Consider the following 22,123-nt stretch of genomic DNA (forward strand, 5'->3'; position numbering starts at 1 on the left):
CGTTAGAATATTGCGGATGAACGAACCTAGCGTGATCGACCTCTTCTCCGGCGTGGGTGGCCTAAGCCTAGGGGCCGCGCGCGCTGGTTTCCGCGTCGTGGGCAGTGTCGAGCTGGACCCTATCGCTTCGGCTTCTCATGCCTTCAACTTCCCAGGAACGACCCATCTTCGTGACGACGTCGGAACACTTAGCGGCACGCGCCTGTTGGAACTTTGCGGCGTAAAGCCCGGAACGCTCGGGGGCCTTATCGGCGGCCCCCCCTGCCAGGGTTTCAGTCTCATTGGGAAGTGCGACGGTGACGACCCGCGCAATCTGTTGTTCGGTCAATTCTTCCGGCTTGTCGCTGAGACTCTGCCTGCCTTCTTCGTCGCGGAGAACGTTCTAGGGATTCTGAGCGAGTCAAATGCTCCTGTCATCGAGGCAGCTCTATCCAGCCTGCCTGCGAGATATCGCGTACTCAAGCCTATTAAAGTTAAGGCAAGTGAGTATGGAGCGCCGACGACTCGAACCCGTGTCTTCTTCGTGGGATTTGATCCTTCTCGAGTTAATGAGCTGACCAAAGAGTCATTTGCTCCGGATCCAAAAATCGAACAGATCAGGGTGAAGCAGGCGTTGTTTGGCCTTCCAGATGTTAGTGCTGAGTGGCAACGCGAGGAACAGAGTTGGAGGACTGTCAAAGCGCTAGGAGATGGTGCTTTTGCAGATCGTGTAAGAGGTCATATTCCTACGGGCGTCGGCGATCCCGACTCCTTAAAGCGTGCTGCTAAACGAAAGATTTCTGGATTTCTTGGTACTCGACACAGCGCCGCCACCGTATCTCGGTTCGAGATGCTTGCGCCCGGAGAAGTGGACTCTGTGTACCGTTCTCCGCGACTCGATCCCAAGGGCTTCTGTCCCACGTTAAGAGCCGGCACGAATACAGACAAGGGAAGTTTTCAAGCAGTGAGACCGATTCACCCTAAGAAGCCTCGTGTCATCTCGCCGCGAGAAGCTGCGAGGCTCCAAGGTTTCCCGGATTGGTTCGTGTTTCACCATACAAAGTGGCACGCATTCCGCCAGATTGGAAACAGCGTTAGCCCGATCGTAGCGGAAAGACTCCTGCGTAAAATTTGCGAATCAATGGAAGCGGGTTGAACGGTGAATAGTCATGCTAAGACGGGTGGCTGAAATCATTGGCTTGGCGCTCGGAGGTAATTCCAGCGAGCCAATGGTTCAATACTGGAGTGACAGGCGCACGTGAGATCGTTTCGGGTCGGGGAAGTCTATCGTTATGCGCGTCCGGCCATGCCCGAAGCGCCGGTCATCGATGGCATATCGAACTTTCATTTCGTGGTTTGCGCGAAGGGGCGTCCATCTCTACAGCTCGAACGCGGTATAAACGCGCCCGCTTCTACTCGAGCGGCTGATGGCCACAGAACCGCCGCAGTTCTTTTGTCAAGCAATGAGAACAAGCGTGGCTCTGTCGAAAATCCTTGGCATGACACTATCGCTTCAGACGAAGGGTTCGCTAGGTGCTTTGGGGACAACAAGACACCAAATTTGGATCCTGGCCATGCGATCGGAAATCGCAGCGCTAACGGGGTCAGGTTCACTTCGAGAAGTGGGGATGGCAGCTGGGAGAGGGCGAGGCGAAGCCGAGCGGGCCGACCAGAGCTAGCGAGGCGCCAGTAGCGGCGTAAGCGTGTCCGGCCTGCCCGCCACCCGAGCGAGGTGCGGGTAGCGCAGCGTTCCGCGGTAAGGGATCGTCCGCTCGACGCGTTCGCCGTCCTGCTCGACGAGCAACTGGATGGGTGATCGTTGTGCATCGCGGACCGCGGCCACGAGGCGTTCGCCGTCGAAGGGTTGGCCGTGCACGCTCACGATCCGGGTGCCCGGCGCCAGGCCGGCGGCGAAGGCCGGGCCGTTCCAGTTCACCGCCCTCACCACGCCCTTGTCGTTCACCGCCAGGCCGATGGAGTAGGACAGGTCGATGACGCCGTCCTCGTCCTGCTGTTGCTGGAACGCGGCGGTGGGGGTGTCGGTATAGGCCAGCTGCCAGCCGTGCCGCACCAGGCCCACCGTGGTGTCGAGCTCTTCGTGGCCGTCTACCCAGGCGCGCAGTTCGCCCGCCCAGTCGTGCGGGGCGATGGCGTCGAGCGCGGCGCACAGGGATTCGAACGTGTAGGTACGCGCGGGTGCATCGGCCGATGGCACGGCGAAGAACACGCGTGCGAAGTCGTCCATGCCCTGGCGGCCATCGCTGCGCTCGCGCAGCAGCGCGTCCACCCACAGCCACAGCAGCACGCCTTCGCGGTAGTAGTCCTTGCGGCGCTGCCAGTCGCGCCACGGCACGGCCCTTTGCAGCATGAAGGCCGGGTAGCGCACATCGTCCGACAGGCTGCGCCAGGCGCGGCCCGGTCGGTTGGCGACTTCGGCGGCATCGAGCGCGAGCTGGTCGAGGGTGTCCTGTCGGCTGCGCAGCCCGGCGCGCGCGGCCAGGATGCGGCCCCAGAATTCGGTCTGCCCTTCGTACACCCACAGCAGGCTGCCGCCCTGCGGCATGTTGGGCGTGGGGGTCCACAGATCGGCGGGCACGCGGAAGAGGCCGTTCCAGGCGTGCACCAGCTCGTGCGGGATGATGTCGCGGCCGTTGAGCTGGGCCGGCCAGTCGCGGAAATAGTTCGACGGCAGCGAAATCTCGCTGGAGCTGCGGTGCTCGGCGCCGCCGGTCGATGCATCGTCCTCCAGTCGCGCCAGGAATTCATAGCGCTCGAAGGGCGCGGGCCCGAAGACCGCGGCGACCTGTTCGAGCATGCGTCCGAGTTCCGCCTTCCGCTCGGGCGGCAGGTCGAGATCTTCGGCGCGGCTGGCCATGAGGTTGAGGGTGATCGGCGCATCGCCCGCAGAGTCGAGCGGGATCCTGCTGAGGTGGCGGGCCGCATGGAGCGGCGAATCGAGCAGGGTGTCGAGCGGAACCGGCGCCAGCTCGATCGTCCCGGCCTGCATGGCCTCGACATCCAGCGACGACACCGGCGCCAGCCCGGGTGGCAGCGTGGCGCTGGGCCTCACCATGAGGTTGCGGGCGTACCAGCCGGCGGGATACAGCACCAGGCGATGCCATGGCACGACCACCAAGTCAGGGTGCAGCGCGTCGGCGCCCACGATGATCTGGTAGCTCGCCTCGAGCGCTCGTGCGCCAGCGGGAATGTCCAGTTCGAAGGCGTGCGCATCGACCGGGTGGCGCCGCCAGGGCAGCGGCTGGCCATCGGCCGACAGCGACAGCCCGGCGAGATTGCTGACGCTGAGGCTGGGGCCGTGGCTGGTGGACTCCCAGCGCGGGTACAGCAGCATGGTCGGGCCGGCGGCCTGGACGGGGATGCGCAGGCGCACATTGAAGATCCTGCGCGCGACATCGGTCGCGTCCACATGTAGCTCGACGGTGCCGGCGAACGCGCGGTCGATCGGTTCCGGAATGGGCGCGGCGACCAACGCCTGGACAGGCCGCTCCGACGTTGCGGCGAGCACTGGATGCGTGGCGCCCAACGCGGCGGCCAGTGCCAGGGCAAGGGCGGCGCCGGGGCGGCACTTCAAGGCGGTGAAGCGGGCAACGGCGGGTCGGTCGGGGGATGGCGACACGTGGCGGACTCGTAGTCGGGGACTGGGGCTGGAGAGGCGAAGCGTGCGCTGGGTTCCATTCCAGGCTGTGGCGCGGGACGCCGGCACGCTGCGCAGGTTGCCACTTCCCTGGCGTCGACGCTGCAACATGCGCGCGGAGCCGCAACCCGGGCGAGGGGCGGCGTCCAACTGGCGACGAGGGGAGGCTCGCTCCGTTCGACGTGGATGACACCAAGGCCGCCAGTCTTGCCTCGGCTGTCTCAAAGCATCACGAAGAGCGCGATGGGAATGAGCAGCCTGGAGCGGTTGGATTGGCTTGCGGCTCGGTGCGCCAGGAGCGTCGCACGAAAGCTGACCGGGTCGAGCCGCCAATGCGTGCCGACCGCACCGGGCAGCACGAACATGCGCGGCGATTGCCTGAAGTCGAACACGCGGTAGAGATGGAATTGTTCGGCGTGGGTGTCCGAGAACGCCGCCTCGTTCGGCGAGATGAAGAAAGGCGTTTCGGCGAGGTACGCCGTGGTCTTGACCTCGATGTAGCGCTCGCGGCCATCGGTCTCGAACGAGAGGATGTCGTGGCCCAGGCCATCACCGCGGGTCTGCGAGACATGCTCGACACGATCGGCCAATCCGCGCGCGCCCAGTGCGTGCAGGCGCCGCGCTTCGTACTCCAGCACGAGCGCTTCGCCCGCGAGGCCGAGCGAGCGGTTGGCCGCTTCGCGCTGCAGGTAGTCGCGCTTGATCGGCACGACGGTCGACCAGTCCTTCCGCGGCTCGCGAAGTTTGCGTGTCGCGCGCAGCGGCACATCGACGACGAATGCGTCATAGCTGTCGAGCAGCGGTGTTTCCACGGCACTTTGCACGTTTCGCAACGCCGCCTCGTCGAGGACGCGGTCTGCAGCGAGCGCGCGGCCGACCGGGATCACCAGATCGCTCTGGTAGTTGAAGCGGGGCAGATAGCCGCGCAGCTGCGGCGCGTCGTAGACCTCCATGAGCACGGCGCTGATGTTGGCGTGCTTGAACTCGATGGCGCCGCGACTGCGGGCGGGGATCCGGGACTGCAGGCGGCGATTGTGCTCCGCCTTGTTGAGCGTCTGGCCGAGCTCCTGCGTCCTCAGCATCTGGAAGTAGGTGGCGACCGTCGCCTCGATCTCGGCATCGGTCCAGGGAGATCCGGTTTCGCCGTCCACGTTATCCAATGCGCGCGCTCCTGCGGGGTCGCACCAGGATAGCGGGGTCGCCCGCGTGACGCCCTGCAGGGGATGCGCGTCCCCGCTTCCCGCGGCGCACGCCACGCGGCAGAATCGCGGCGAAGGGGAGGGCACATGGACAAGCCGTATTACCTGATCGATTTCGAGAACGTGCAGCCCAGGGCGCTCGCGCGTGCCAGCGCAAGCTCGCGCAGGCCCTGCAGGTACGGGCCTAATCAACACTCGTGAAGAAGCAGGGCTGGCGACCGGTGCCTCGCTGGACCACCTGTTGAGGAATAGCCGGCAGATCGACGCGGGGGCGGCAGGCCTCAGCACGCTGGGGCGCTGGGGCGTCAGCGTTGCATCAAAGCGAAAGGCGCAACGGCAGGCGGAGCCGGTATTGTCGTTGACTTCCTGAAGCCAAATGCGGGGGGCAACATGATCGGTTTTAGGTGCGTCGTTGTATCTGCGTTTTCGCTACTCGGATGTTCATGCGCCGCAGGAGCGGTGGGGTGTGACGTGTTGCTTGTTAATGAGGCGGCGGGGCCTGCGCCTATGCAACGGCTGTCAGGCTTGGTGGAGGATGCACTGGCTGAAGAGCCCAGAGTGAAGTTGATCAGACATGATGAGGTTGGCGATACAGTAATCAGGTTTATTGATTTGGATATGCAAAGACTTGCCGACGGTTCTTACTCGGATAACGGGGTCTTCGAGTATTCAATAATCGAAGATGGCTATGAGCGGGCTATGGTTTGTGAGGGGTCTCCCGATCGTTGCGCCCGGGAGGTCTTGCTGGCGGCAAAGTCCGCGTGCAGTTGGTAGGGGCGGGGTCAGGAGATGAGGTGCGTGCGCACTTCGATGTCGGTGATGCCTTCCGGCATTTTCAGAGCCAAGCCGCCAACCGAGAACCGGCCTCTTCTGGAATTCCGCGACGTGCAGAATGGTCACGGGGACATTTGGCTCAACTCATTTAGGGCGGTGCCCGCGAGAGGTGCTGTGCCTCAGGCGTTCCAGGAGTGGAGCTGTGATTTATGAAAGATTTTTTGAGAAACTTCTCCCTTACGGTTCTTGCCGCCTTTTTGGCAATTGCGATCGGAATTTTTATCATCGAATCAGTTGGGTATCCGGTTGGGGCACCGTTCGTAACCGGTAGCGATCCCGTGGTGGACCAGGTGATGGTAGGTCATCAAAAATCCTCCGCAAAGTATTTGGCGGAGCTAAATATTAGTAGAGAAGATCATCTGAGGTTTAAGCTTGAAGCTGGATCTTGGTTGATCTCAATTCTTCTGGCGCTCGCGTTTGTGATAGCGCGTTCAAGGCTGCTCGCGATCCTTGTTTGTAGTTTGTTCGCTGCAACAATTATCTATCTGGAAGGGCTGAGCCCGCTGCAGTCGGTGTCGGTTTGGCTGGTGTGGTGGCGGGGGCGATAAATTGGTACTTGTTCAAGTCTGTGCGGTTAAGGGGCTTGTCCTAGCCCCTGTCAGCGGAAAGACAAGCGTTGCGTTGCGTCGCGTGTGCGCGACGCGTTCAAAGCAGTCGGCCGATACGCACACCCAGTGCATGCAGACGACGCGCTTCGGGTTGCCTGACCAGCTGCTCACCTGTCAGACCCCGAGCGCTCGATTGAGTGCTTCGCGTTGCAGGTAGCGCGCTTGGCCGGGGGACGACTTTCGACCACTTCTATCGCTGCTCGCCGGGTTTGCGGGTGCCCGTCCTGGGCCGTCGACCATGAGTGCGTCGTATCGACGCACCGCGGCCTCCACATCGCGGGCGGCGGCTTTGGGCGCGTGGTGTGCCCCGCGCGGCCGCGCTGCGTCGCGGCGACGCTTGATCCTGCCGTGGCACCCGGCTGGAAATCATCGCTAGACTTCGCGGCTTGAGACGCATGAGCCTCCCCCGCCGGGTTGCCGCATTCGCGCTGGCGGCCGCCATCGTCCTGGCCGCCGCGTGGGGCGCCATGGCGCTGTGGTTCCAGCTGCCCGGGCCGGGTCCGGTGCAGGTGGTGGTGCTCGCGTGGTGCCTGCTTGGCGTGGCTGGGCTGGCGGCCTGCATCCGCCGCCGCGAAGGTCGATGGCGATGGGCCTTGCCTGCGTTCGGCTTCGCCCTGGTCGCACTCCTGGCGTGGTGGAGCACGCTCACGCCTTCGCACGAGCGCGACTGGGCGGATGATGTCGCCCGCCTGCTGGAGTCCGAGGTCGATGGCAGCAGGGTCACCCTGCGCAACGTGCGCAACTTCGACTGGCGCACGCCCGACGACTACACGCCGCGCTGGGAAACCCGCGAGTACGACCTGGACCAGCTGGTCTCGGCCGATCTGGTGATGTCGTACTGGATGGGGCCGGCGATCGCGCACACCCTGGTCTCGTTTGGTTTCGCGGACGGGCAGCGCGTGGTGTTCTCGCTCGAGATCCGCAAGGAGCGCGGGGAATCGTTCTCGGCGATCGGCGGCTTCTTCCGCGAGTTCGAGCAGGTGCTGGTCGCCGCTGACGAAAACGACATCGTGCGTACCCGCAGCAACGCCCGCGGCGAGGATGTCTACCTGTACCGTCTCAACCTGCCGCCCGAGACGCTGCGGGCGCTGTTTGTCGGCTACCTGGACGCGGCCGCCGCGCTTCGCCGCGAGCCTGCGTTCTACAACACGCTGGTCAGCAATTGCACGACGATCATCTTCGAGCTGGCGCGCCGCATCACGCCGGCGATCCCGATGGACTACCGCCTGCTTCTGTCCGGCTACTTCGCCCGCTATGCGTATGAGCTGGGCGCGCTCGTGCCGGGCTACAGCTATGAGGAACTGAGGCAACGCGGTTACATCAACCCGCGCGCCCGCGCCCTGCCGGCGGATGCGGACTCGGCCGAGTTCTCGCGTGCCATCCGCCAGGGCGTGCCCGGTGCGGATGCAGCGGAGCGGGCGCCATGAGCACCGAAGGGCGGAAAAGAGAAGCCTGGTCAAGCGACGCGCGGCACTAACCAGCAGCACGAAACCCGTGGCACGCCCGGCCATTGCCACGCATCCGCGCGACGCCCTCTCTTCTTTCCAGCCGCATATGACGCATTTCGATTGCGATCGAAAAGGGCCGCGTGCCTGTGAATACGCGGCCCGCGCAGTCGCATCAGTATTCAGCGCGATCGTCTCGGCAACCTAACGTTCGCGGCCTTATGAGTGGTCCCGGCGTGCCGACAACCTGCGTCTTGATGGTCCGCCACCCCCGCCACACCCAGGCCGGCAGGAGCACACCAATGGCACGCATGATGAGAGCCGCCGCCTTCATCGAGAAGGGGCGCATCGAACTGGTCGACAAGCCCATTCCCGACGTCGGTCCGAACGACGCGCTGATGCGCATCACCACCACCACGATTTGCGGCACCGACATCCATATCCTCAAGGGCGAGTATCCGGTCGCACCGGGGCTCACCATCGGACACGAGCCGGTCGGCGTGATCGAGAAGCTCGGCAGCGCGGTGCAGGGCTACCGCGAGGGGCAGCGGGTGATCGCCGGCGCGATCTGCCCCAACTTCAACAGCTACGCCGCCCAGGACGGCGTGCCCAGCCAGGACGGCAGCTATCTGATTCCCGAAGGCAAGTGCGGCGCGCATGGCTACAAGGCCACCGCGGGCTGGCGCTTCGGCAACTGGATCGACGGCACCCAGGCCGAGTACGTGCTGGTGCCCGACGCCGAGGCCAACCTGGCGCCCATTCCCGACGGACTCACCGACACCCAGGTGCTGATGTGCCCGGACATCATGTCCACCGGCTTCAAGGGCGCGGAGAACGCCAACATCCGCATCGGCGACACGGTGGTTGTGTTTGCGCAGGGGCCGATCGGCCTGTGCGCCACTGCCGGTGCGCGCCTGCTCGGCGCCACCACCATCATCGCCGTGGATGGCAACAACCACCGCCTGGACATCGCCCGGCAACTGGGCGCGGACGTGGCGCTGAACTTCCGCGAGGTCGACGTGGTGGAGGAGGTGATGAAGCTCACCGGGGGCAAGGGCGCCGACGGTTCCATCGAGGCGCTCGGCACCCAGGCCACGTTCGCGCAGGCGATGAAGGTGCTGCGCCCCGGCGGCACCCTGTCGAGCCTGGGCGTCTACTCCGAAGACCTGCACATCCCGTTGGAGCAGTTCGCCTCCGGACTCGGCGACCACACCATCCGTACTGCGCTGTGCCCCGGCGGCAAGGAACGCATGCGCCGGCTGATGAACGTGATCGCCGCCAACCGGCTCGATCTGGGCCTGATGGTGACGCACGAACGCGGGCTCGACGACATCGTCGAGGCCTACGACCTGTTCGCCAACCAGCGCGACGGCGTGCTGAAGATCGCGATCATTCCCTGACGATCCCTGGAGCGGCATAGCGGCGAGGCATCGCCTCGCCCTGCGGCCGCTGATGAGGCGCTGCATGGCAAATGGCCGAGCGCGTATGCGACGCCGTCTCGCGTCGGGGCGAATCCGCTGATGCCGCGCAGCGCTCAGGCCTTGCGCGAGGTGCCCGCCTCGAGGATCGAGACGATCGAGAACAGGGTGAAGCACACCGCGCCCAGGCCCACCAGCACCCGCGACGGGACGAACAGGCCTGATTGGGTCGCCACGGCCTCGGTGAGAAAGGCGGCGAAGAACAGGCAGGACAGGCAGGTGAATACCGGAATCAGCGGCACCCGGTTGGCCAGCGCGAACTCGCGCCGCCAGACTGCGGCCAGCAGGAAGACCTTGGACGAGATGCTGTAGCAGATCAGGCCCAGGCCGATCAGCACGCAGCCCGGGGCAAGCCGTTCGGGCCGGTCGGAACCGAACAGCACGAACAGGCCCCAGACAATCACGAGGCTGCCAAGCAGCAGCACCCACGCCGTCCACAGCCAGCGCTCGCGGGTACCGAACTCGTTGCGCACCTGGCGCGTGACCGTGGACACCAGCGAGATCAGGCAGGCGCAGATTGCCGCCAGCCCCAGCATCACGTGCCCGGCGACGTACTTGGGCGCTTGCGAGGCGTCGCCCAGCAGCACCACTGCCCACACCGCCAGCACGAGCGCCGCGGCCACGGGCACGAAGATCAGCGTCATGGCGATCTCGCGGCCATAGGCGCCCGGCGGCGGCCCGTCCTCGCGGCGCCCCGCGCTGTTGACGGGGATCAGGCTGAACACGCTGGACGCGACCGCGACCGTGGTGACGCACGCGCCGATCAGCGCTACCCCGAACATGACGTGCCCGGCGACGAAGTCAGGCGCCGACGGCCCGCCGCGCACGACCAGGCCCCACACCGCCGTCGCCGTCGCCACGCTGTAGCCCAGGATCGGAAGCAGCACCTTCCAGCGCGGGGCGAAGGTGCCGGTGATCTGGCGGATGATCATTGCCGCGGTCGTGAACAGCGCCACGCAGATGGCGGTGAGCGACATGAGGACGTGCCCGGCGACCCGGTGATCCGCGTCGCTGCCGCCGCTGTAGACGTACCAGCCCAGGCCCAGGCAGACCAGGCCCATCAGCAGCGGGATGGCCCGGAACAGGATGCTGATGCCAAAGTTCATCGCGCGTTCTCCCGGGTCAGGCCACTGGAGTGCAGGGCTCCACGCTATGCCTGCATGTCCGCCGCGACAAGTGCTTTCAGACCCGGTGACGGTGGCCTGGACGAACCCGATTGCGCGGGCGGGAAGTGACCGCCAGACGGGCTCCGCGCCCCATCAAGACGAGACATGCCCTGGTAGGCGATGAGATCGTGGTGATCCGCCGCGCATGTTCGCGTCGCGCCTCGATACACCCACATTCTCGACGTTGGTGAGCGACACCGGCACGATCTCGAATCGGTGCACGCGCGGCGGGCGCCGGTCTCGCTCAAGGGTGCGCCGGCAACCCATCGCCATTCTGCCGATCAAGGTAGCCCGAATGCCATCACGGCGCTGCGATGCTTCCGGCCGACGCGTCGGCCATGCCTGGTCTCCTCAGGCGCCAATGTGGGTGCTCGAGCGCCTCGAGGGCCGAATCGCCTCAGGGCCCGGGCGCAGTGCGCACGCCTTTGCGCGGTGGTCGCCGACGTGCCTCGACGGGCGCGTGCTTCATCCGGCCATGGGGCCTCAAGTTCTCGGACTCGCCGCCGCTCTTGTGGAGGCGTCATGGCCCGCCGGTGCGACTGTGACCCGGTCGCTTGGACGGTGTACCGTTCGCCGCCGCGATTTCCCTTCCCGCCGCGGGGTCCTGCTGCAAGCGTTCGCGTGCGGGCAGGCACCTCCGCCCTGGTCCTGTCGAACATCCGATGATCGCCACCCTCCTCGTCGGCATGCTGTGCGTCTACCTGCTGAGCTTCACAGCGATGTTCCTGCTCATCAGCCGGCGCCTGGGCGCCGCGAAGATGGGGACGGACGCATTCGCGATGGGCAATCTGCTGCTCGGGTTCGCGTATGTGCTGCAGTTGCTGGAGGGCCCGGCCGGGTGGAGTTGGATGAGTGTGGTGAATCACTCGTTCACCCTGTGCGCCTTGCTCGCCTACAGCGTGGGTGGTGCGCGCTTCTTTGGTCGTCAGGTGCCGCTGTTGTGGCCACTGATCGGGGTTGCGCTGGGATATGCGCTGGTGCAGTGGATGCTGCATGCACTGTGGGGATCGGTGGCACGCTACGCGGCGTTGTCGGCGACCTGCGCTCTGAGCTTCGCGTGCATGGTGGTGGCCCTGGCGGCGGGGATGCGCAGCTTCGCCCGCGACATGCGCGGGGAGGCCTTGCTGCTCATCGTGCTGATCGGCGGCATCTGCGTGTTGAACGTGCTCAAGCTCGAAAAGCTCCTGGCCGGGGCCTTCCGGCGTTGCGCATGGATGGCCGGTTCCAGATGGTCTTCTATGTCTACATGTGTTCGCTGGCGACGATCATTCCGCCGGCCATCGTCTGGCTCGTGCTGCGTCGCCTGACAGACACGCTCCGTGGTGTGGCCGCGCACGACCCGCTGACGCAGCTGCTCAACCGTCGTGGTCTCGGCGAGCTGTTGGACGCCAGCTTCCGGCGGCGAAACACCGGTGCGCGCCTGCTGCTGGTCGATATCGACCATTTCAAGTGCATCAACGACAACTACGGGCATCACGTGGGCGATGCCGTGCTGTGCGCCGTCGCCGGCATCCTGCGCGGTGCCGTGCGCAAGGACGACGTGGTCTGTCGGATGGGGGGCGAGGAGTTCGCCGCCATCTGCCCGGGGGGCGACGCAGAGACCGCGTTGCGCGTGGCCGAGTGCATACGCAGCAGCGTCGAGTCGGCGGCCATGCTGGAGGGGCCGGGATACGAGGACCTGCGCTGCACCGTTACCGTGGGCATTTCCGAGAGGTTCGCCGATCACGCGTCCTGGGAACGGGCAATGCGGGCCGCTGATGCCGCGCTCTACCGCGGCAAGAACGCCGGACGCAACCGCGTGGAATGGGCATTGCCTTCTCCGGCTTCGGACCCTGTTCCGACGCTGCAGATGGGCGTGGAGCTCGTGCGCGCCGCGCCATGAGCGCAGGCGCCGAACGCGCCGTCGATCGTATGCATCGCGCCGGTCACGAAGCCCGCTTCCGGGCCGGCAAGCCAGGCCACCATGCCGGCGACTTCTTCCGGGCGGCCGTGGCGCTTGATCGCCATGAAGCTGTGCATGAGGGCAATAACGGGGTCAGGTGACTTGTTTGCGTCAAAAGTGACGATCGGCAACAAGCAATCGCGTCGCGGGCGACCGGTGGCCTGCGCAGCTTCAGCTCGGAATCGACGGGCGGCAAGGGCCGTGTCAATCGCATCGTTCCCACCGCGATCATGCGCGCCACCGTGGCCGGGAAAGAAGGCTTTGGCCGCGCTAGAACACGACGATGGACACATCGCCCGGAAAGTCCACCTGGCTGGCCAGGGCGATGGCATCGTCCATGGTTTCAGGAGCCGTGTGCGATGCAGTCAGCATCTCGTAGGGATCGGTGCCGTCGCCGATGCAGAACCAGTCGATGGCTTCCACGATGTCCTCTGCGTCGAGGCCAACCACGCCAACGTACTGGACGCCTTCGCGGATCCATTCGGCGACGAGCAAGTCCAATCCTGGTCGAAGGCCGCTCCTGGAGTGCAGAACGATTTTGCGGGTTGCCGGCATGTGGGGCTACACCATGAGCTGAGACGTGCCGTCGAACGGCGACGTTTTTCTGTGAATGCGAAATCCGGGCGGGCGCGTGCCCGGGATCACGGTGCTAGGTTCACTTGTTCGGGCGAAGTCAGCTCGCCCGGAATATACAGGCCAGACGACCTCGGGCCGGCCCTGTCTCTCCGCGCATCGCACTGCCACCGTCAGCCCTCGTAGCGCAGCGCATCGATCAGCGCCCGCAGCGCAGGCGGCGTCTGTCGCCGGCTCGGGTGGTAGAGATGGCAGCCGGCGAACGGCATGCACCACGCGTCCAGCACCTGCACCAGGCGCCCGGCCGCGATGTCGTCGGCCACGTCCTGTTCCATCTGATAGCCGAGCACCGCGCCGCCGCGCACGGCTGCCAAGGCCACCTCCACGTCGTCGACGACCAGCGGGCCGCGGGTGCGGACGCGGATCTCCTGGCTCTTGTGCGTGAACTCCCACGGCAGCAGGCCGCCGGAGGTCCGCAGGCGGTAGCCGATGCAGGCGTGGTCTTTCAGGTCGTCGGGCGTCTGCGGCGGGGGATGGCGGGCGAAGTACTCCGGCGTGCCCACCACGACGGTGCGCAAGTCGGGGCCGACACGCACGGCGATCATGTCCTGCTCCACGGTGTCGCCGAAGCGGATGCCGGCGTCGAAGCCGGACGCGACGATATCGGTCAGGCCGTTCTCCACCACCACCTCGAGCTGTATGCCGGGGTGGGCGAGCAGAAAGGCAGGCAGCCTGGGCGCCAGCACCCGCTGCGCGACATAGCTGAAGGTGGTGATGCGCAACGCGCCCAGCGGCTGGTCGCGCCAGGCGTCCAGCGCGGTCAGGCCGTCCTCGATGCCGGCAAGTGCCGGGGTGAGCGACTGCAGCAGGCGTTGGCCGGCTTCGGTGGGCGCCACGCTGCGGGTGGTGCGCGCCAGCAGACGCACGCCCAGCCGCGCTTCCAGGCCGCGCATCGCGTGGCTCAGGGCAGAGGGCGAGATCCCCAGTGCGGCGGCGGCGCGGGTGAAGCTGCGCTCGCGGGCCACGGCGGCGAAGGCGAACAGATCGTTGAGCTGGCTGCGCTGCATTGCTGCAGTGTGCTCACAGGCCCATGCGTCCGGCAATGGCTAATCACGCGCGGCCCGGGCTTCTAGGCTGTCGGTCCAGCCCGCACCGCGGGGCGACGCCACAGGACACCGCCATGGACCTCACCCATTACCGCACCCTCGGTCGCTCCGGCCTGCTGGTGAGCCCGCTCGCACTGGGCACGATGACCGTCGGGGCGCAACGCTGGGGCACGGACGCCGCGGCGTCGCGCGCAGTGTTCGACGCCTACGTCGACGCGGGCGGCAACTTCGTCGATACCGCCGATCTCTACAGCGACGGACGCAGCGAGGCGATGCTCGGCGACTTCATCGCGGACGCGGGCACCCGCGAGCGCCTGGTGGTGGCGACGAAGTCCGGCTTCCCACGCACGCAGGGCAATGCCCACGGCGGCGGCAACGGCGCCAAGAACATGCGCGCCGCACTCGACGGCTCGCTGGCCCGGTTGCGCACGGAGTACATCGATCTGTACTGGATGCACGTCTGGGACCGCATCACGCCGCCCGAGGAAGTGCTGCAGACGCTCGCCGACGCGGTGCGGGCCGGGCGCATCCTGCACTACGGGTTTTCCAACACGCCCGCCTGGTACGTGGCCCGGGTGGCGACACTGGCGCAGGCGCACGGGCTGCCGGTGCCGGTCGGGCTGCAGTACCAGTACTCGCTGCTCGATCGCGGCGTGGAGCTGGAACTGCTGCCCGCGGGCGACGCGCTCGGTCTCGGCCTGGTGCCATGGAGCCCGCTTGGCGGTGGCCTGCTGACCGGCAAGTACGGCCGCGAAAAACTCGCCGATGCCGCGCGCAGTTCGCGACTGCCGGTCGACGCGTCGGGGGATGACAGCGCGCGCGGCGACGATGACGGCAGGCTTGATGGCGACAATCCCTTCGGCGGCATGCTGTTCACCGAGCGCAACTTCGACATCGTCGACGTGGTGCGCGACGTGGCCGCCGAACAGGAACGGTCGATGGCGGAAGTGGCGCTGGCCTGGACGGTGGCGCAGCCCGGCGTGTCGTCAGTGCTGGTGGGCGCCAGCCGCGTCGGCCAGCTGCAGCAGAACATCGCCTCGCTCGACATCACCCTGACCACAGCCCAGCAGCAACGCCTGGAGGACGCGAGCCGGCCGCCATCGCTCAATCCCTACTTCATCTTCCAATTGCCGCCGCGCATGCGTTTCGGCGTCGACCATGCAACGGGATGGGGGCAGCGGTAGCGCAGCAGAGCTGCAGTAGCGCAGCAGAGCGTGGTCGTTGCTTCGCTGTCGCTATCGCCACCCCGGGCCACGTCTTGCAGCGCGCTGCAAGACGCTGGTCCGGGCACGGCGCATGTTCGCCTCGAACTGCTGGAACGTGCGCAGCTGCGCGACGTCACGGTGGCGTTGAGCGGCTGCAATCTGATTGTCGTCAGCTCAGCGGCGGCCCAGGCCGATACATCGCGTTCTGCGCCCGGATCGCTTCCGCGATGCGTGTCAGAGCCGGCGCGCACGCCGGCCCCGTGCATCCGGAGTCAGGCGCCGAACGCGCCGTCGATCGTATGCATCGCCCCGGTCACGAAGCCCGCTTCCGGGCCGCAAGCCAGGCCACCATGCCGGCGACTTCTTCCGGGCGGCCGTGGCGCTTGATCGCCATGAAGCTGTGCATGAGGTCCTTCATCGGACCGTCGGCGGGGTTGGCGTCGGTGTCGATCGGGCCGGGCTGGACCACGTTGACGGTGATGCCGCGCGGGCCGAAGTCGCGGGCGAGGCCGCGTGCCATGCCCTGCAGCGCCGACTTGCGCTGGCCAAGTATTCGCGCGAGGCGGGCGTGCCCTTCGATGAGCTGCTTGCCGACGGCCAGCCGGTGGCCGTGGCCCTCACCGCCGTGCTGCTCGAGGCCGCGCGGCGCTACACCGCCGAGCCCGAGGCACGTGGCTGCATGGTGCTGGAAGGGCTGGGCTGCGACGATCCGGATGCGCGCTGCGCGGCGGCAGCGCACCACCAGGCGGCCGAGGGCGCGATCCGCCGCTTCGTCGCGCAACGCCATCCCGAACAGGCCGAACGCGTGACCGACCTGGTCGCCACCACATTGGCGGGACTTTCGGCCATGGCGCGCCAGGGCGTGAGCGCCGAGCGCCTCGTCGCAGTGGCCGAACTGGCGGGCGAAGCGATTGCGCAGGCCCTGCCATCGCCATCGCCATCGCCGGCGCCGAAAGCGAAAGCGAAAGCGAAAGCGGCGAGCGGCAAAACTGCCGGCCGGAAAGCCACCGCCCGCGTTTGAATCCGAAGGCGTGGCGTCGGCAGCGGGATATGGCGCATTGCCGCGCGGTTCCCGATGGCGATAACGGGTCGAGCTCACCTTTGCCCGGCGACCATGCGTCCGCCCGAGGAACAGGTGCACTTGGCGGTCACCATGCGCGGATCCGACGGGTCAGGTCGGGTCCTGGTCGACGACGGCCCTGCCGCGGGGACGGCTCCCGGCGCGGTGGCCGACGAGGCACCGGGACAGCGGCATGGTCTTCGGCTTTGGGCCCAGCGCATACCGTTGGTGGCCACTCAGGCGTTCGCTCCGGATATTGGCGGAGCACCGCGGCCGAGGATGTACAAAGCCCGCGACTGCGACAAACTGTCGCGTTGCGTAGGCTGCAGAGGGGTCCACACTTCGGGTCTCTGATGGCCTGCAGAAATGCGGTCGAGGCAATCGTGTGAGGCGGTGGGCGCACCTCACGGCATGTGGTATCGGATCATCGCCCGGAAACAAGCAGACATGTACGACTGGTTCCCCATCGTCTTCATCGTGTTCAAGGTGGTCGTGCTCGGCACGGGCATGTTCTTCGCCATCAAGTGGCACCACGATCAGGCGAAGAAAGACGCGCAAGAGAAGAAAGACGCGGACGAGCGGAAAAGGAACGAGGCCGGTGGCGGCTAGGAACTGCCCGAAACGCTGACAATGTTGGGCAGCCTTGACCCGCGCGCACTCGCCGCGCTCGTCCTGCGCCCGACATTCTGTCCTGCCATCGCAGCGTATCGACGCCCGCAGCGCAGGCGCGCGTGCACGGCTCAGGCGTCGCGCGGCAGCGCCATCACGAACGTGGTGTAGCCGTCGGCGGAGTCGCCGGTGACCTTGCCGCCATGCGCGGTGGCAATCTCGCGCACCAGAAACAGGCCCAGGCCCAGGCTCAGGTGCTCACCCGCGGAGGCGTTCTTCGCGCCCCGTCGCAGCGGGTCGAACATCGCAAGCAGGGCCTCGTCCGTCAGCGGGGCGCCGGCATTGCGCACAGATATCCGCACGCAATCCGCATCGCCGGTGACTTCAACCCATACCTCTGCGTCCGCGTCGCCGTACTTGGCAGCATTGGTGACCAGGTTGTGCAGCGCTTCGCGGACGCGCGATGCATCGAACCGGCCCTGCGTAGTGCCGGCCGCGTCGAATTGGATGGAAGTGGCAGGCAGGGCGGCCCGCAGGAGTTCCACTTCGTCGGCCACTGCCGCGCGCAGATCGCATATCTCGCGCTGCAGATCCATGCCCACGCCGAGCTTGCTCCTGCTGTAGGCGAGCAGGTCGTCGAGCAGCTGCGACATGCGCTCTCCGCCGCTCAAGATCCGTTCGACATAGGGCGCATACGGCGTGCCGCGTGTCTTCTGCATGAGCATGTCGGCGGAGAGCACGACCGCCGTGAGCGGGCCGCGCAGATCGTGGCCCAGCGCGCCGAGAAAGATCTGGCGCCAGGACTCCACCTCTGCCGAGTATTCAGCCAGGGATTCGGCCAGGGCCTGGTCGATGGCCTCGTTGAAGCGCACCAGGTCCGCGCCCGATTCCGCGAGCGCGCCGTGGTCAGCCCACAGCCGCAGCACAGCGGCGCGCAGCGCCCGGTACTCGGCCACCATCTGGTTCAGGCCGAAGCCGGCCGCGGCGCGCGTCCTGCCGTGATAACTGGCGGCCGATTCCGGCCCGCTGCTCGGCGGCGCACGACCTTCCGACTTGGCTTGCTGCGCCGCGCGGGTCTGCGTGCTTCGCAGATCGAGCACGATGGCCTTGAGGATCTGCGGAAGATGGTTGCGCAATTCCTTGGCACTGAGTTCGACGCCCGCCGGGGCCTGGGAAAGGGCGAATTCCGCCGCGCCTTCCACAATCTGCGGGGCGTGGGCCTCAATGAAGTCCGCAAGTCTCATCTGATTCGCTCCCGTACGCATTCAGGGTAAGAGCATAAGCGATGGATGTCGCGGCAATATTCATGTCCGATGGCGCCCGGACACCCTTGCGGCGCTGCACTGGACGGAAAGTCGCAGCCAACCTCGCGGTCCGCTGCGGTGATACCGGCGCGCCGTCTGCGATCCCGCGCAACAGCGTCACGTCCGCGAGAAGGCTCGGGCCGTGTCCGGCTGAGCCAACCGTGATCAGCCCGGGCTGGAAGACCTGCAGCCGCCGCGCGAATCCACCGGCCTGCAGGATCGCGGCCACGTCGGCAGGTGGCAGCACGCCGACATCCCGCTCGTAGGTGTCGCGGATGCCTTGCAATGCGGCGGGCGCGACTTCGGCCATCGTCATCATCTGCAGCCAGGCGGGCAGCAGCACCCCGTAGGCGGGCGATGCAGTATCGAAGGCAAGGTCGGAACTGGCCAGCAGTCGGCCGGGCGCAGGCCCGCGGCAATGCCGCAGAAGAAGCGCGCGCGCTCTGCGCGGTCCACGATGAACTGCGAGACCAGGACGCATGTCGCGGCGTCCAAAGGCGTGTCGACGGCCAGCGACTCCAGGAACCCGTGACAGCGTCCGTCAAAGCCGTCGGGCCAGGGCACGGCAGGCCTCGATCGTCGCGCCGGACGGATCGACCGTCACGAACGTCCAGCGCGGAAAGGCCTTTGCCAGATGGGCAAGTTCCGGCCCCGTGCCTACGCCGACGCACAGGATGCGCGCTGCGTCGGGCAGCCCGGCCAGCAGCGGGTACATGCAGTCGCGGATCGCCGCGGTCGTCGCCCGTTGGCGGTCGTCGCCGGCGGCCTGCTGGTCGAACAGGGCAACGAGTTCGTCGGACTGCATCTCGGGGCCTTTCGCGCCGGGTGGCAGCACCTTCGATCCTATCCAGCGCGTCAAGCCGCTTCGGCTGTCGCCTGCACTGCATCGCGCCGCGCTCACGGCGGTGCGGGCGCACGAACCGCGGATGGTGGTGGGCATCGCGCGCGACGCTAGCGCCGCTGGTGCTGCTGCAGATGCCTGCACAGCACCTGGAACGCAGGAATGGAGGTGGGGTCGATCAGCGGATTGGAGGGCTTGGGGAACGAGGCCAGGCGCACGATCACCACCCGCGCGGTGAAGTCCACGTAGATCGTCTGGCCGTGAACCCCGCGTGCGGCAATCACCTCGTGCTCGCCCGGGTACACCCACCACAGGCTGGTATAGCTGCCGCCGATCAGCGCCGGATAGGCGGTGCCGAACTTCGACGGATCGCCGCCGCCACGGATGTGGCGCACCACCTCGGCCGGGAACAGCTGCTCGTCGTTGATCTCGCCCTCGTTGAGCATCAGCAGGCCGAGCCGGCCGAGATCGCGCAGTCCGGCGCTGAGGCCGCCGCCGGCGTATGGCGTGCCGATGCCGTCGACCAGCATGTAGCCCGACTGCTCGGCGCCCATCGGCCGCCACAGGCGTTCGGAGGCCAGTTCGGCCACCGACTTGCCGGACGCGCGCGCGACCAGCCAGCCGGTCATGTCGGCGTTGACGGTGCGGTAGTGGAAAGCCTCGCCATGCCGGCCCTCGGGCCGCACCTGCTGCAGGTACTCGAAGTAGCCGTTGGGACCGGTATAGCCGGCCGGCTTGGGCAACGGACTGGCCGCCGCCGAGTACTTCCAGATGTCGGCCTCCGGATCGCTGTAGTCCTCCGAGTAGTGCAGGCCGGTGGTCATGTCCATCACCTGGCGCACGGTCGCGTCGGCGAATGCGCTTCCGGCGACCTCGGGGACGAGGTCCACCACGAGCGCCTGTTCGTCGAGCGCGCCTTCGGCCACCAGCATCTGCGCCAACAGCCCGGTCAGCGACTTGGTCATCGACATCACCGCATGCTGGCCGTCCTCGGCCAGGCAGCCGAGGTAGCGCTCGTACACCACCCGGTTGTCGTGGAAGACGAGCATGCCGTCGGTGTAGTTCACCCCCAGCGACTCCTCCCACGTCATCGGCGCGCGCTCGTCGAGCGGCTTGAACACCAGCGCGTCGATCTCGGCCTCCATCCGCTGCCGCTCGGAGCCGGGTGCATACGCCAGTGGCACCGCGTTGCCCAGGCCGCGGCTGACCTCAACGCTCGGCAGCAGCTGGCGCATGTGGCACACCGACCAGCGCAGTTTCGGAAAACTGAAATACACGCTGTCGGGCTGGGTGATCCGTTTGTCGGGCGGCGGCGGAAAGCCCTGCATCCAGCCCATTACGGTCGGGTCGGATTGAGCGGCGGTCAGCGGAGCCTCGTCGCCAGGCACTGTCGGGCTGACGGTCACGGACGGCTCCCTAGTAGGTGAAGAACAGGGTGGCGAAGGCATCGTGCCAGTCGGGGGTCTTCTGTCCCTGGCTCAACGCGCGGACGCCCTTGCCGGGTCTGGACACGCTGACGCCGAGGGTCAGGAACACGTGCGGATTGATGATGCGCACGTACTCCAGCAGCAGGTCATCGGACAGGTGCGTGTACGGCACGCCATTGACCACCGCCAGCCGGCTGCCCAGCCGTTCCAGGCGTGTGGCCTGGCCGAACTGCAGGGGGCTGTTGAGTTGGTTGGCATCCAGCCGCGCCAGGCGCACGGTCAGCGAATCGCGCTGGGTCGGATTGACCGCGAGCGCCAGTTCGTTGCTGCGCACGTTGGTGTTGATGAACACCATCGAGGACTTGGACCCCGACGCCCAGTTGCCGGGCGAGCCTTCGTAATACAGCGGATCGAAGCGCTCGAGCGCGCGCGTGTTCGGGTTGTCGCCGGAGAAGGTCTGGTACGTCCAGGTCAGCGATGGGGTCCAGTGCACGTCGTGGAAGGTGTAGCCCACGCGCACGCGCCCGCCCCAGGCGCGCAGGTCGATGCGGTGGTTGCGCTCGACGGCCAGGTCGGCCGAGAGCAGCCAGTTGCGCAGGTGCCCGGTCGTCGGCGTCAGCTGGAAATACAGGTTGAGCGCCTTGGTGCCATGGCGGCCGCCGGGGATGATCGTCGAGGGGCCGATGCCCTCGGGCGCGGCCTGGATGTAGGGCGAGGTCGACTTCAGCACGTGGATGTAGCTGGCGCCGGCGAAGTTGCCTGGCTTGCCGTCCCAGCGCCAGTCCAGACCGGCCAGGCGGTTGTGGCCGTCGTTGGACTTCAGTTCGTTGGGCGCGATGCGGAATGCGGTCAGATGTCCGGGTCCGGTCTTGAAGCGGGCGATCGCGGCATGCCGCCATGCCTTGCGTGGGCCGAACTTGAGCGCGCCGCGCTCGAAGCCGCTCTCGCCGCCGGTCGCGATCAGCATGCCGTCGCCCAGCAGCAGCTCGCGCGGCCCTACCGAGACGTCCCAGGTCGGGTCTGCGCCCTGGGTGCGCAGGCCGATATAGCCCGACTCGATCGTGGTGGCGCCCTTGTTGGTCGCGTCGAAGGCGTCAGTGCCGCGCGTGAACGAGCCCACCACCGAGGCCATGCCGTACACGTCGAGGTTGCCGGATTCATGGACGAAGCTCAGGCCGGGCTTGAAATATCCTTCCAGCCAGTGCGTGTCCGGGCCGAAGTTCGCCTGCGGGTCGTAAACGCGCGACAGGTCCCAGAAGAGGTTGTACTCGGCCACCAGGTTGAGGCCGCCCTCCGCGTGCCAGTTGACCGTGGTGTTGTCCGTGCGCCAGAGCACCGTGCGCGAGTCCGTCTGTGCGGTGTTCCCGGAAGCGTCCTGTGCGTAGGCGGTGAACATGCAGGCCAGCAGACCGACACATGCCGCGCTCTTCGCCAACGTCCTGTGCGTACCCATCAGGTCCTCCTGAGCGAATATCGCCGGAGCGCGCCGTCAATCTAGGCTTGGAGGCGTGCCGGAAACGTGACGGTTACGCACCTGCAAGCCGTGCCGACGCGTCCGTTCTTTTTCGCCGCGCGCAGCTTGAAGCCGCGCGACCGAACGCGGATCCGCGGGCTGCGGGGTGGCGCCGGTCGGCGCGTGCGCGTCGAGCCACCGCACGGGCCGCCCCGGGTCTCAGGCGCTGAGGCACCGAC

The 22,123-nt window shown here is 66.7% G+C and carries 18 protein-coding genes and 2 pseudogenes; 8 read left to right on the top strand and 12 right to left on the bottom strand.

The genetic code is table 11. From position 1 onward, the window contains the following. The first annotated feature begins 16 nt into the window (after positions 1 to 16). On the top strand, positions 17 to 1,135 hold the full coding sequence (locus tag CNR27_RS03825; protein ID WP_245815744.1) for a DNA cytosine methyltransferase: 1,119 nt from the start codon (positions 17 to 19) through the stop codon (positions 1,133 to 1,135). Between the two features lie 519 nt (positions 1,136 to 1,654). On the opposite strand, the gene CNR27_RS03835 is transcribed toward CNR27_RS03825, so the two are convergent. Both CNR27_RS03835 and CNR27_RS03840 read right to left on the bottom strand, forming a co-directional pair. Then, entirely contained in the window at positions 1,655 to 3,571 is a 1,917-nt protein-coding gene (locus CNR27_RS03835) for a M61 family metallopeptidase (protein ID WP_425435505.1), read from the bottom strand. Positions 3,572 to 3,855: 284 nt separating this feature from the next. Continuing rightward, complete coding sequence (locus tag CNR27_RS03840) at positions 3,856 to 4,785, bottom strand: protein NO VEIN domain-containing protein (protein WP_245815792.1); 930 nt, start codon at positions 4,783 to 4,785, stop codon at positions 3,856 to 3,858. Between the two features lie 1,031 nt (positions 4,786 to 5,816). Between CNR27_RS03840 and CNR27_RS15170 the strand changes: the two genes are divergently transcribed. From CNR27_RS15170 to CNR27_RS03850, 3 genes are all read left to right on the top strand, one after another. Further along, positions 5,817 to 6,215, top strand: a complete 399-nt coding sequence (locus CNR27_RS15170; RefSeq protein ID WP_157745250.1) for a hypothetical protein — start codon at positions 5,817 to 5,819, stop codon at positions 6,213 to 6,215. A gap of 455 nt (positions 6,216 to 6,670) precedes the next feature. After that, positions 6,671 to 7,702, top strand: a complete 1,032-nt coding sequence (locus tag CNR27_RS03845; protein ID WP_096297013.1) for an Lnb N-terminal periplasmic domain-containing protein — start codon at positions 6,671 to 6,673, stop codon at positions 7,700 to 7,702. 332 nt (positions 7,703 to 8,034) lie between these two features. Then, a complete protein-coding gene (locus tag CNR27_RS03850) occupies positions 8,035 to 9,120 on the top strand; it encodes an NAD(P)-dependent alcohol dehydrogenase (RefSeq protein ID WP_222843127.1) in 1,086 nt (361 codons plus the stop codon). A 134-nt stretch (positions 9,121 to 9,254) separates the two neighbouring features. Here CNR27_RS03850 and CNR27_RS03855 read toward each other — a convergent pair whose 3' ends face one another. Beyond that, complete coding sequence (locus CNR27_RS03855) at positions 9,255 to 10,304, bottom strand: DUF2776 family protein (RefSeq protein ID WP_096297015.1); 1,050 nt, start codon at positions 10,302 to 10,304, stop codon at positions 9,255 to 9,257. Between the two features lie 722 nt (positions 10,305 to 11,026). Here CNR27_RS03855 and CNR27_RS15530 point away from each other — a divergent pair. Both CNR27_RS15530 and CNR27_RS15535 read left to right on the top strand, forming a co-directional pair. Then, positions 11,027 to 11,671, top strand: a complete 645-nt coding sequence (locus CNR27_RS15530) for a hypothetical protein (protein WP_222843128.1) — start codon at positions 11,027 to 11,029, stop codon at positions 11,669 to 11,671. Beyond that, the gene (locus CNR27_RS15535) at positions 11,611 to 12,246 is read left to right on the top strand and encodes a GGDEF domain-containing protein (RefSeq protein ID WP_222843129.1); all 636 of its coding nucleotides are present in this window, start codon (positions 11,611 to 11,613) and stop codon (positions 12,244 to 12,246) included. The genes CNR27_RS15530 and CNR27_RS15535 overlap by 61 nt, the downstream gene beginning before the upstream one ends. A gap of 5 nt (positions 12,247 to 12,251) precedes the next feature. On the opposite strand, the pseudogene CNR27_RS15670 reads toward CNR27_RS15535, so the two are convergent. The 3 genes and pseudogenes from CNR27_RS15670 to CNR27_RS03875 all read right to left on the bottom strand — a co-directional run. Further along, positions 12,252 to 12,434 (bottom strand): annotated as a pseudogene (locus tag CNR27_RS15670) (SDR family oxidoreductase); the annotation flags it as partial. A 142-nt stretch (positions 12,435 to 12,576) separates the two neighbouring features. Further along, the gene (locus tag CNR27_RS03870; protein WP_245815746.1) at positions 12,577 to 12,801 is read right to left on the bottom strand and encodes a hypothetical protein; all 225 of its coding nucleotides are present in this window, start codon (positions 12,799 to 12,801) and stop codon (positions 12,577 to 12,579) included. A gap of 251 nt (positions 12,802 to 13,052) precedes the next feature. Continuing rightward, complete coding sequence (locus CNR27_RS03875) at positions 13,053 to 13,946, bottom strand: LysR family transcriptional regulator (RefSeq protein WP_096297017.1); 894 nt, start codon at positions 13,944 to 13,946, stop codon at positions 13,053 to 13,055. A 113-nt stretch (positions 13,947 to 14,059) separates the two neighbouring features. Here CNR27_RS03875 and CNR27_RS03880 point away from each other — a divergent pair, with 113 nt between their 5' ends. Continuing rightward, complete coding sequence (locus tag CNR27_RS03880) at positions 14,060 to 15,169, top strand: aldo/keto reductase (protein ID WP_096297018.1); 1,110 nt, start codon at positions 14,060 to 14,062, stop codon at positions 15,167 to 15,169. 293 nt (positions 15,170 to 15,462) lie between these two features. Here CNR27_RS03880 and CNR27_RS03885 read toward each other — a convergent pair. Next, a pseudogene (locus CNR27_RS03885) lies at positions 15,463 to 15,728 on the bottom strand (SDR family oxidoreductase); the annotation flags it as partial. Between the two features lie 969 nt (positions 15,729 to 16,697). Between CNR27_RS03885 and CNR27_RS15425 the strand changes: the two are divergent. Continuing rightward, complete coding sequence (locus tag CNR27_RS15425) at positions 16,698 to 16,859, top strand: hypothetical protein (protein ID WP_179948217.1); 162 nt, start codon at positions 16,698 to 16,700, stop codon at positions 16,857 to 16,859. 131 nt (positions 16,860 to 16,990) lie between these two features. On the opposite strand, the gene CNR27_RS03900 is transcribed toward CNR27_RS15425, so the two are convergent. The 5 genes from CNR27_RS03900 to CNR27_RS03915 all read right to left on the bottom strand — a co-directional run bounded on the left by CNR27_RS03900 (position 16,991) and on the right by CNR27_RS03915 (position 21,884). Beyond that, complete coding sequence (locus CNR27_RS03900; protein WP_096297021.1) at positions 16,991 to 18,103, bottom strand: sensor histidine kinase; 1,113 nt, start codon at positions 18,101 to 18,103, stop codon at positions 16,991 to 16,993. Beyond that, on the bottom strand, positions 18,081 to 18,506 hold the full coding sequence (locus tag CNR27_RS15545) for a hypothetical protein (RefSeq protein ID WP_222843130.1): 426 nt from the start codon (positions 18,504 to 18,506) through the stop codon (positions 18,081 to 18,083). The genes CNR27_RS03900 and CNR27_RS15545 overlap by 23 nt, the downstream gene beginning before the upstream one ends. Before the next feature lie 198 nt (positions 18,507 to 18,704). Continuing rightward, positions 18,705 to 18,968, bottom strand: coding sequence for a class I SAM-dependent methyltransferase (locus tag CNR27_RS15550; RefSeq protein ID WP_199730920.1), 264 nt, complete (start codon positions 18,966 to 18,968; stop codon positions 18,705 to 18,707). Positions 18,969 to 19,114: 146 nt separating this feature from the next. After that, positions 19,115 to 20,410: a serine hydrolase domain-containing protein gene (locus CNR27_RS03910; RefSeq protein ID WP_245815747.1), complete on the bottom strand. Its 1,296-nt coding sequence runs from the start codon at positions 20,408 to 20,410 to the stop codon at positions 19,115 to 19,117. Between the two features lie 10 nt (positions 20,411 to 20,420). Then, on the bottom strand, positions 20,421 to 21,884 hold the full coding sequence (locus CNR27_RS03915) for an alginate export family protein (RefSeq protein ID WP_096297023.1): 1,464 nt from the start codon (positions 21,882 to 21,884) through the stop codon (positions 20,421 to 20,423). Positions 21,885 to 22,123 lie beyond the last annotated feature (239 nt).

It is taken from the genome of Luteimonas chenhongjianii, assembly GCF_002327105.1.
GTDB classification, from domain to species: domain Bacteria; phylum Pseudomonadota; class Gammaproteobacteria; order Xanthomonadales; family Xanthomonadaceae; genus Luteimonas; species Luteimonas chenhongjianii.

Coding starts and splice junctions, on each gene's coding strand:
- CNR27_RS15530 (WP_222843128.1), top strand. CDS start 11,027: ATGATCGCCACCCTCCTCGTCGGCATGCTGTGCGTCTACCTGCTGAGC.
- CNR27_RS03875 (WP_096297017.1), bottom strand. CDS start 13,946: ATGCAGCGCAGCCAGCTCAACGATCTGTTCGCCTTCGCCGCCGTGGCC.
- CNR27_RS15425 (WP_179948217.1), top strand. CDS start 16,698: ATGTACGACTGGTTCCCCATCGTCTTCATCGTGTTCAAGGTGGTCGTG.
- CNR27_RS03900 (WP_096297021.1), bottom strand. CDS start 18,103: ATGAGACTTGCGGACTTCATTGAGGCCCACGCCCCGCAGATTGTGGAA.
- CNR27_RS03850 (WP_222843127.1), top strand. CDS start 8,035: ATGAGAGCCGCCGCCTTCATCGAGAAGGGGCGCATCGAACTGGTCGAC.
- CNR27_RS15550 (WP_199730920.1), bottom strand. CDS start 18,968: ATGCAGTCCGACGAACTCGTTGCCCTGTTCGACCAGCAGGCCGCCGGC.
- CNR27_RS15170 (WP_157745250.1), top strand. CDS start 5,817: ATGAAAGATTTTTTGAGAAACTTCTCCCTTACGGTTCTTGCCGCCTTT.
- CNR27_RS03845 (WP_096297013.1), top strand. CDS start 6,671: ATGAGCCTCCCCCGCCGGGTTGCCGCATTCGCGCTGGCGGCCGCCATC.
- CNR27_RS03825 (WP_245815744.1), top strand. CDS start 17: ATGAACGAACCTAGCGTGATCGACCTCTTCTCCGGCGTGGGTGGCCTA.
- CNR27_RS03880 (WP_096297018.1), top strand. CDS start 14,060: ATGGACCTCACCCATTACCGCACCCTCGGTCGCTCCGGCCTGCTGGTG.
- CNR27_RS03855 (WP_096297015.1), bottom strand. CDS start 10,304: ATGAACTTTGGCATCAGCATCCTGTTCCGGGCCATCCCGCTGCTGATG.
- CNR27_RS03915 (WP_096297023.1), bottom strand. CDS start 21,884: ATGGGTACGCACAGGACGTTGGCGAAGAGCGCGGCATGTGTCGGTCTG.
- CNR27_RS15535 (WP_222843129.1), top strand. CDS start 11,611: ATGTGTTCGCTGGCGACGATCATTCCGCCGGCCATCGTCTGGCTCGTG.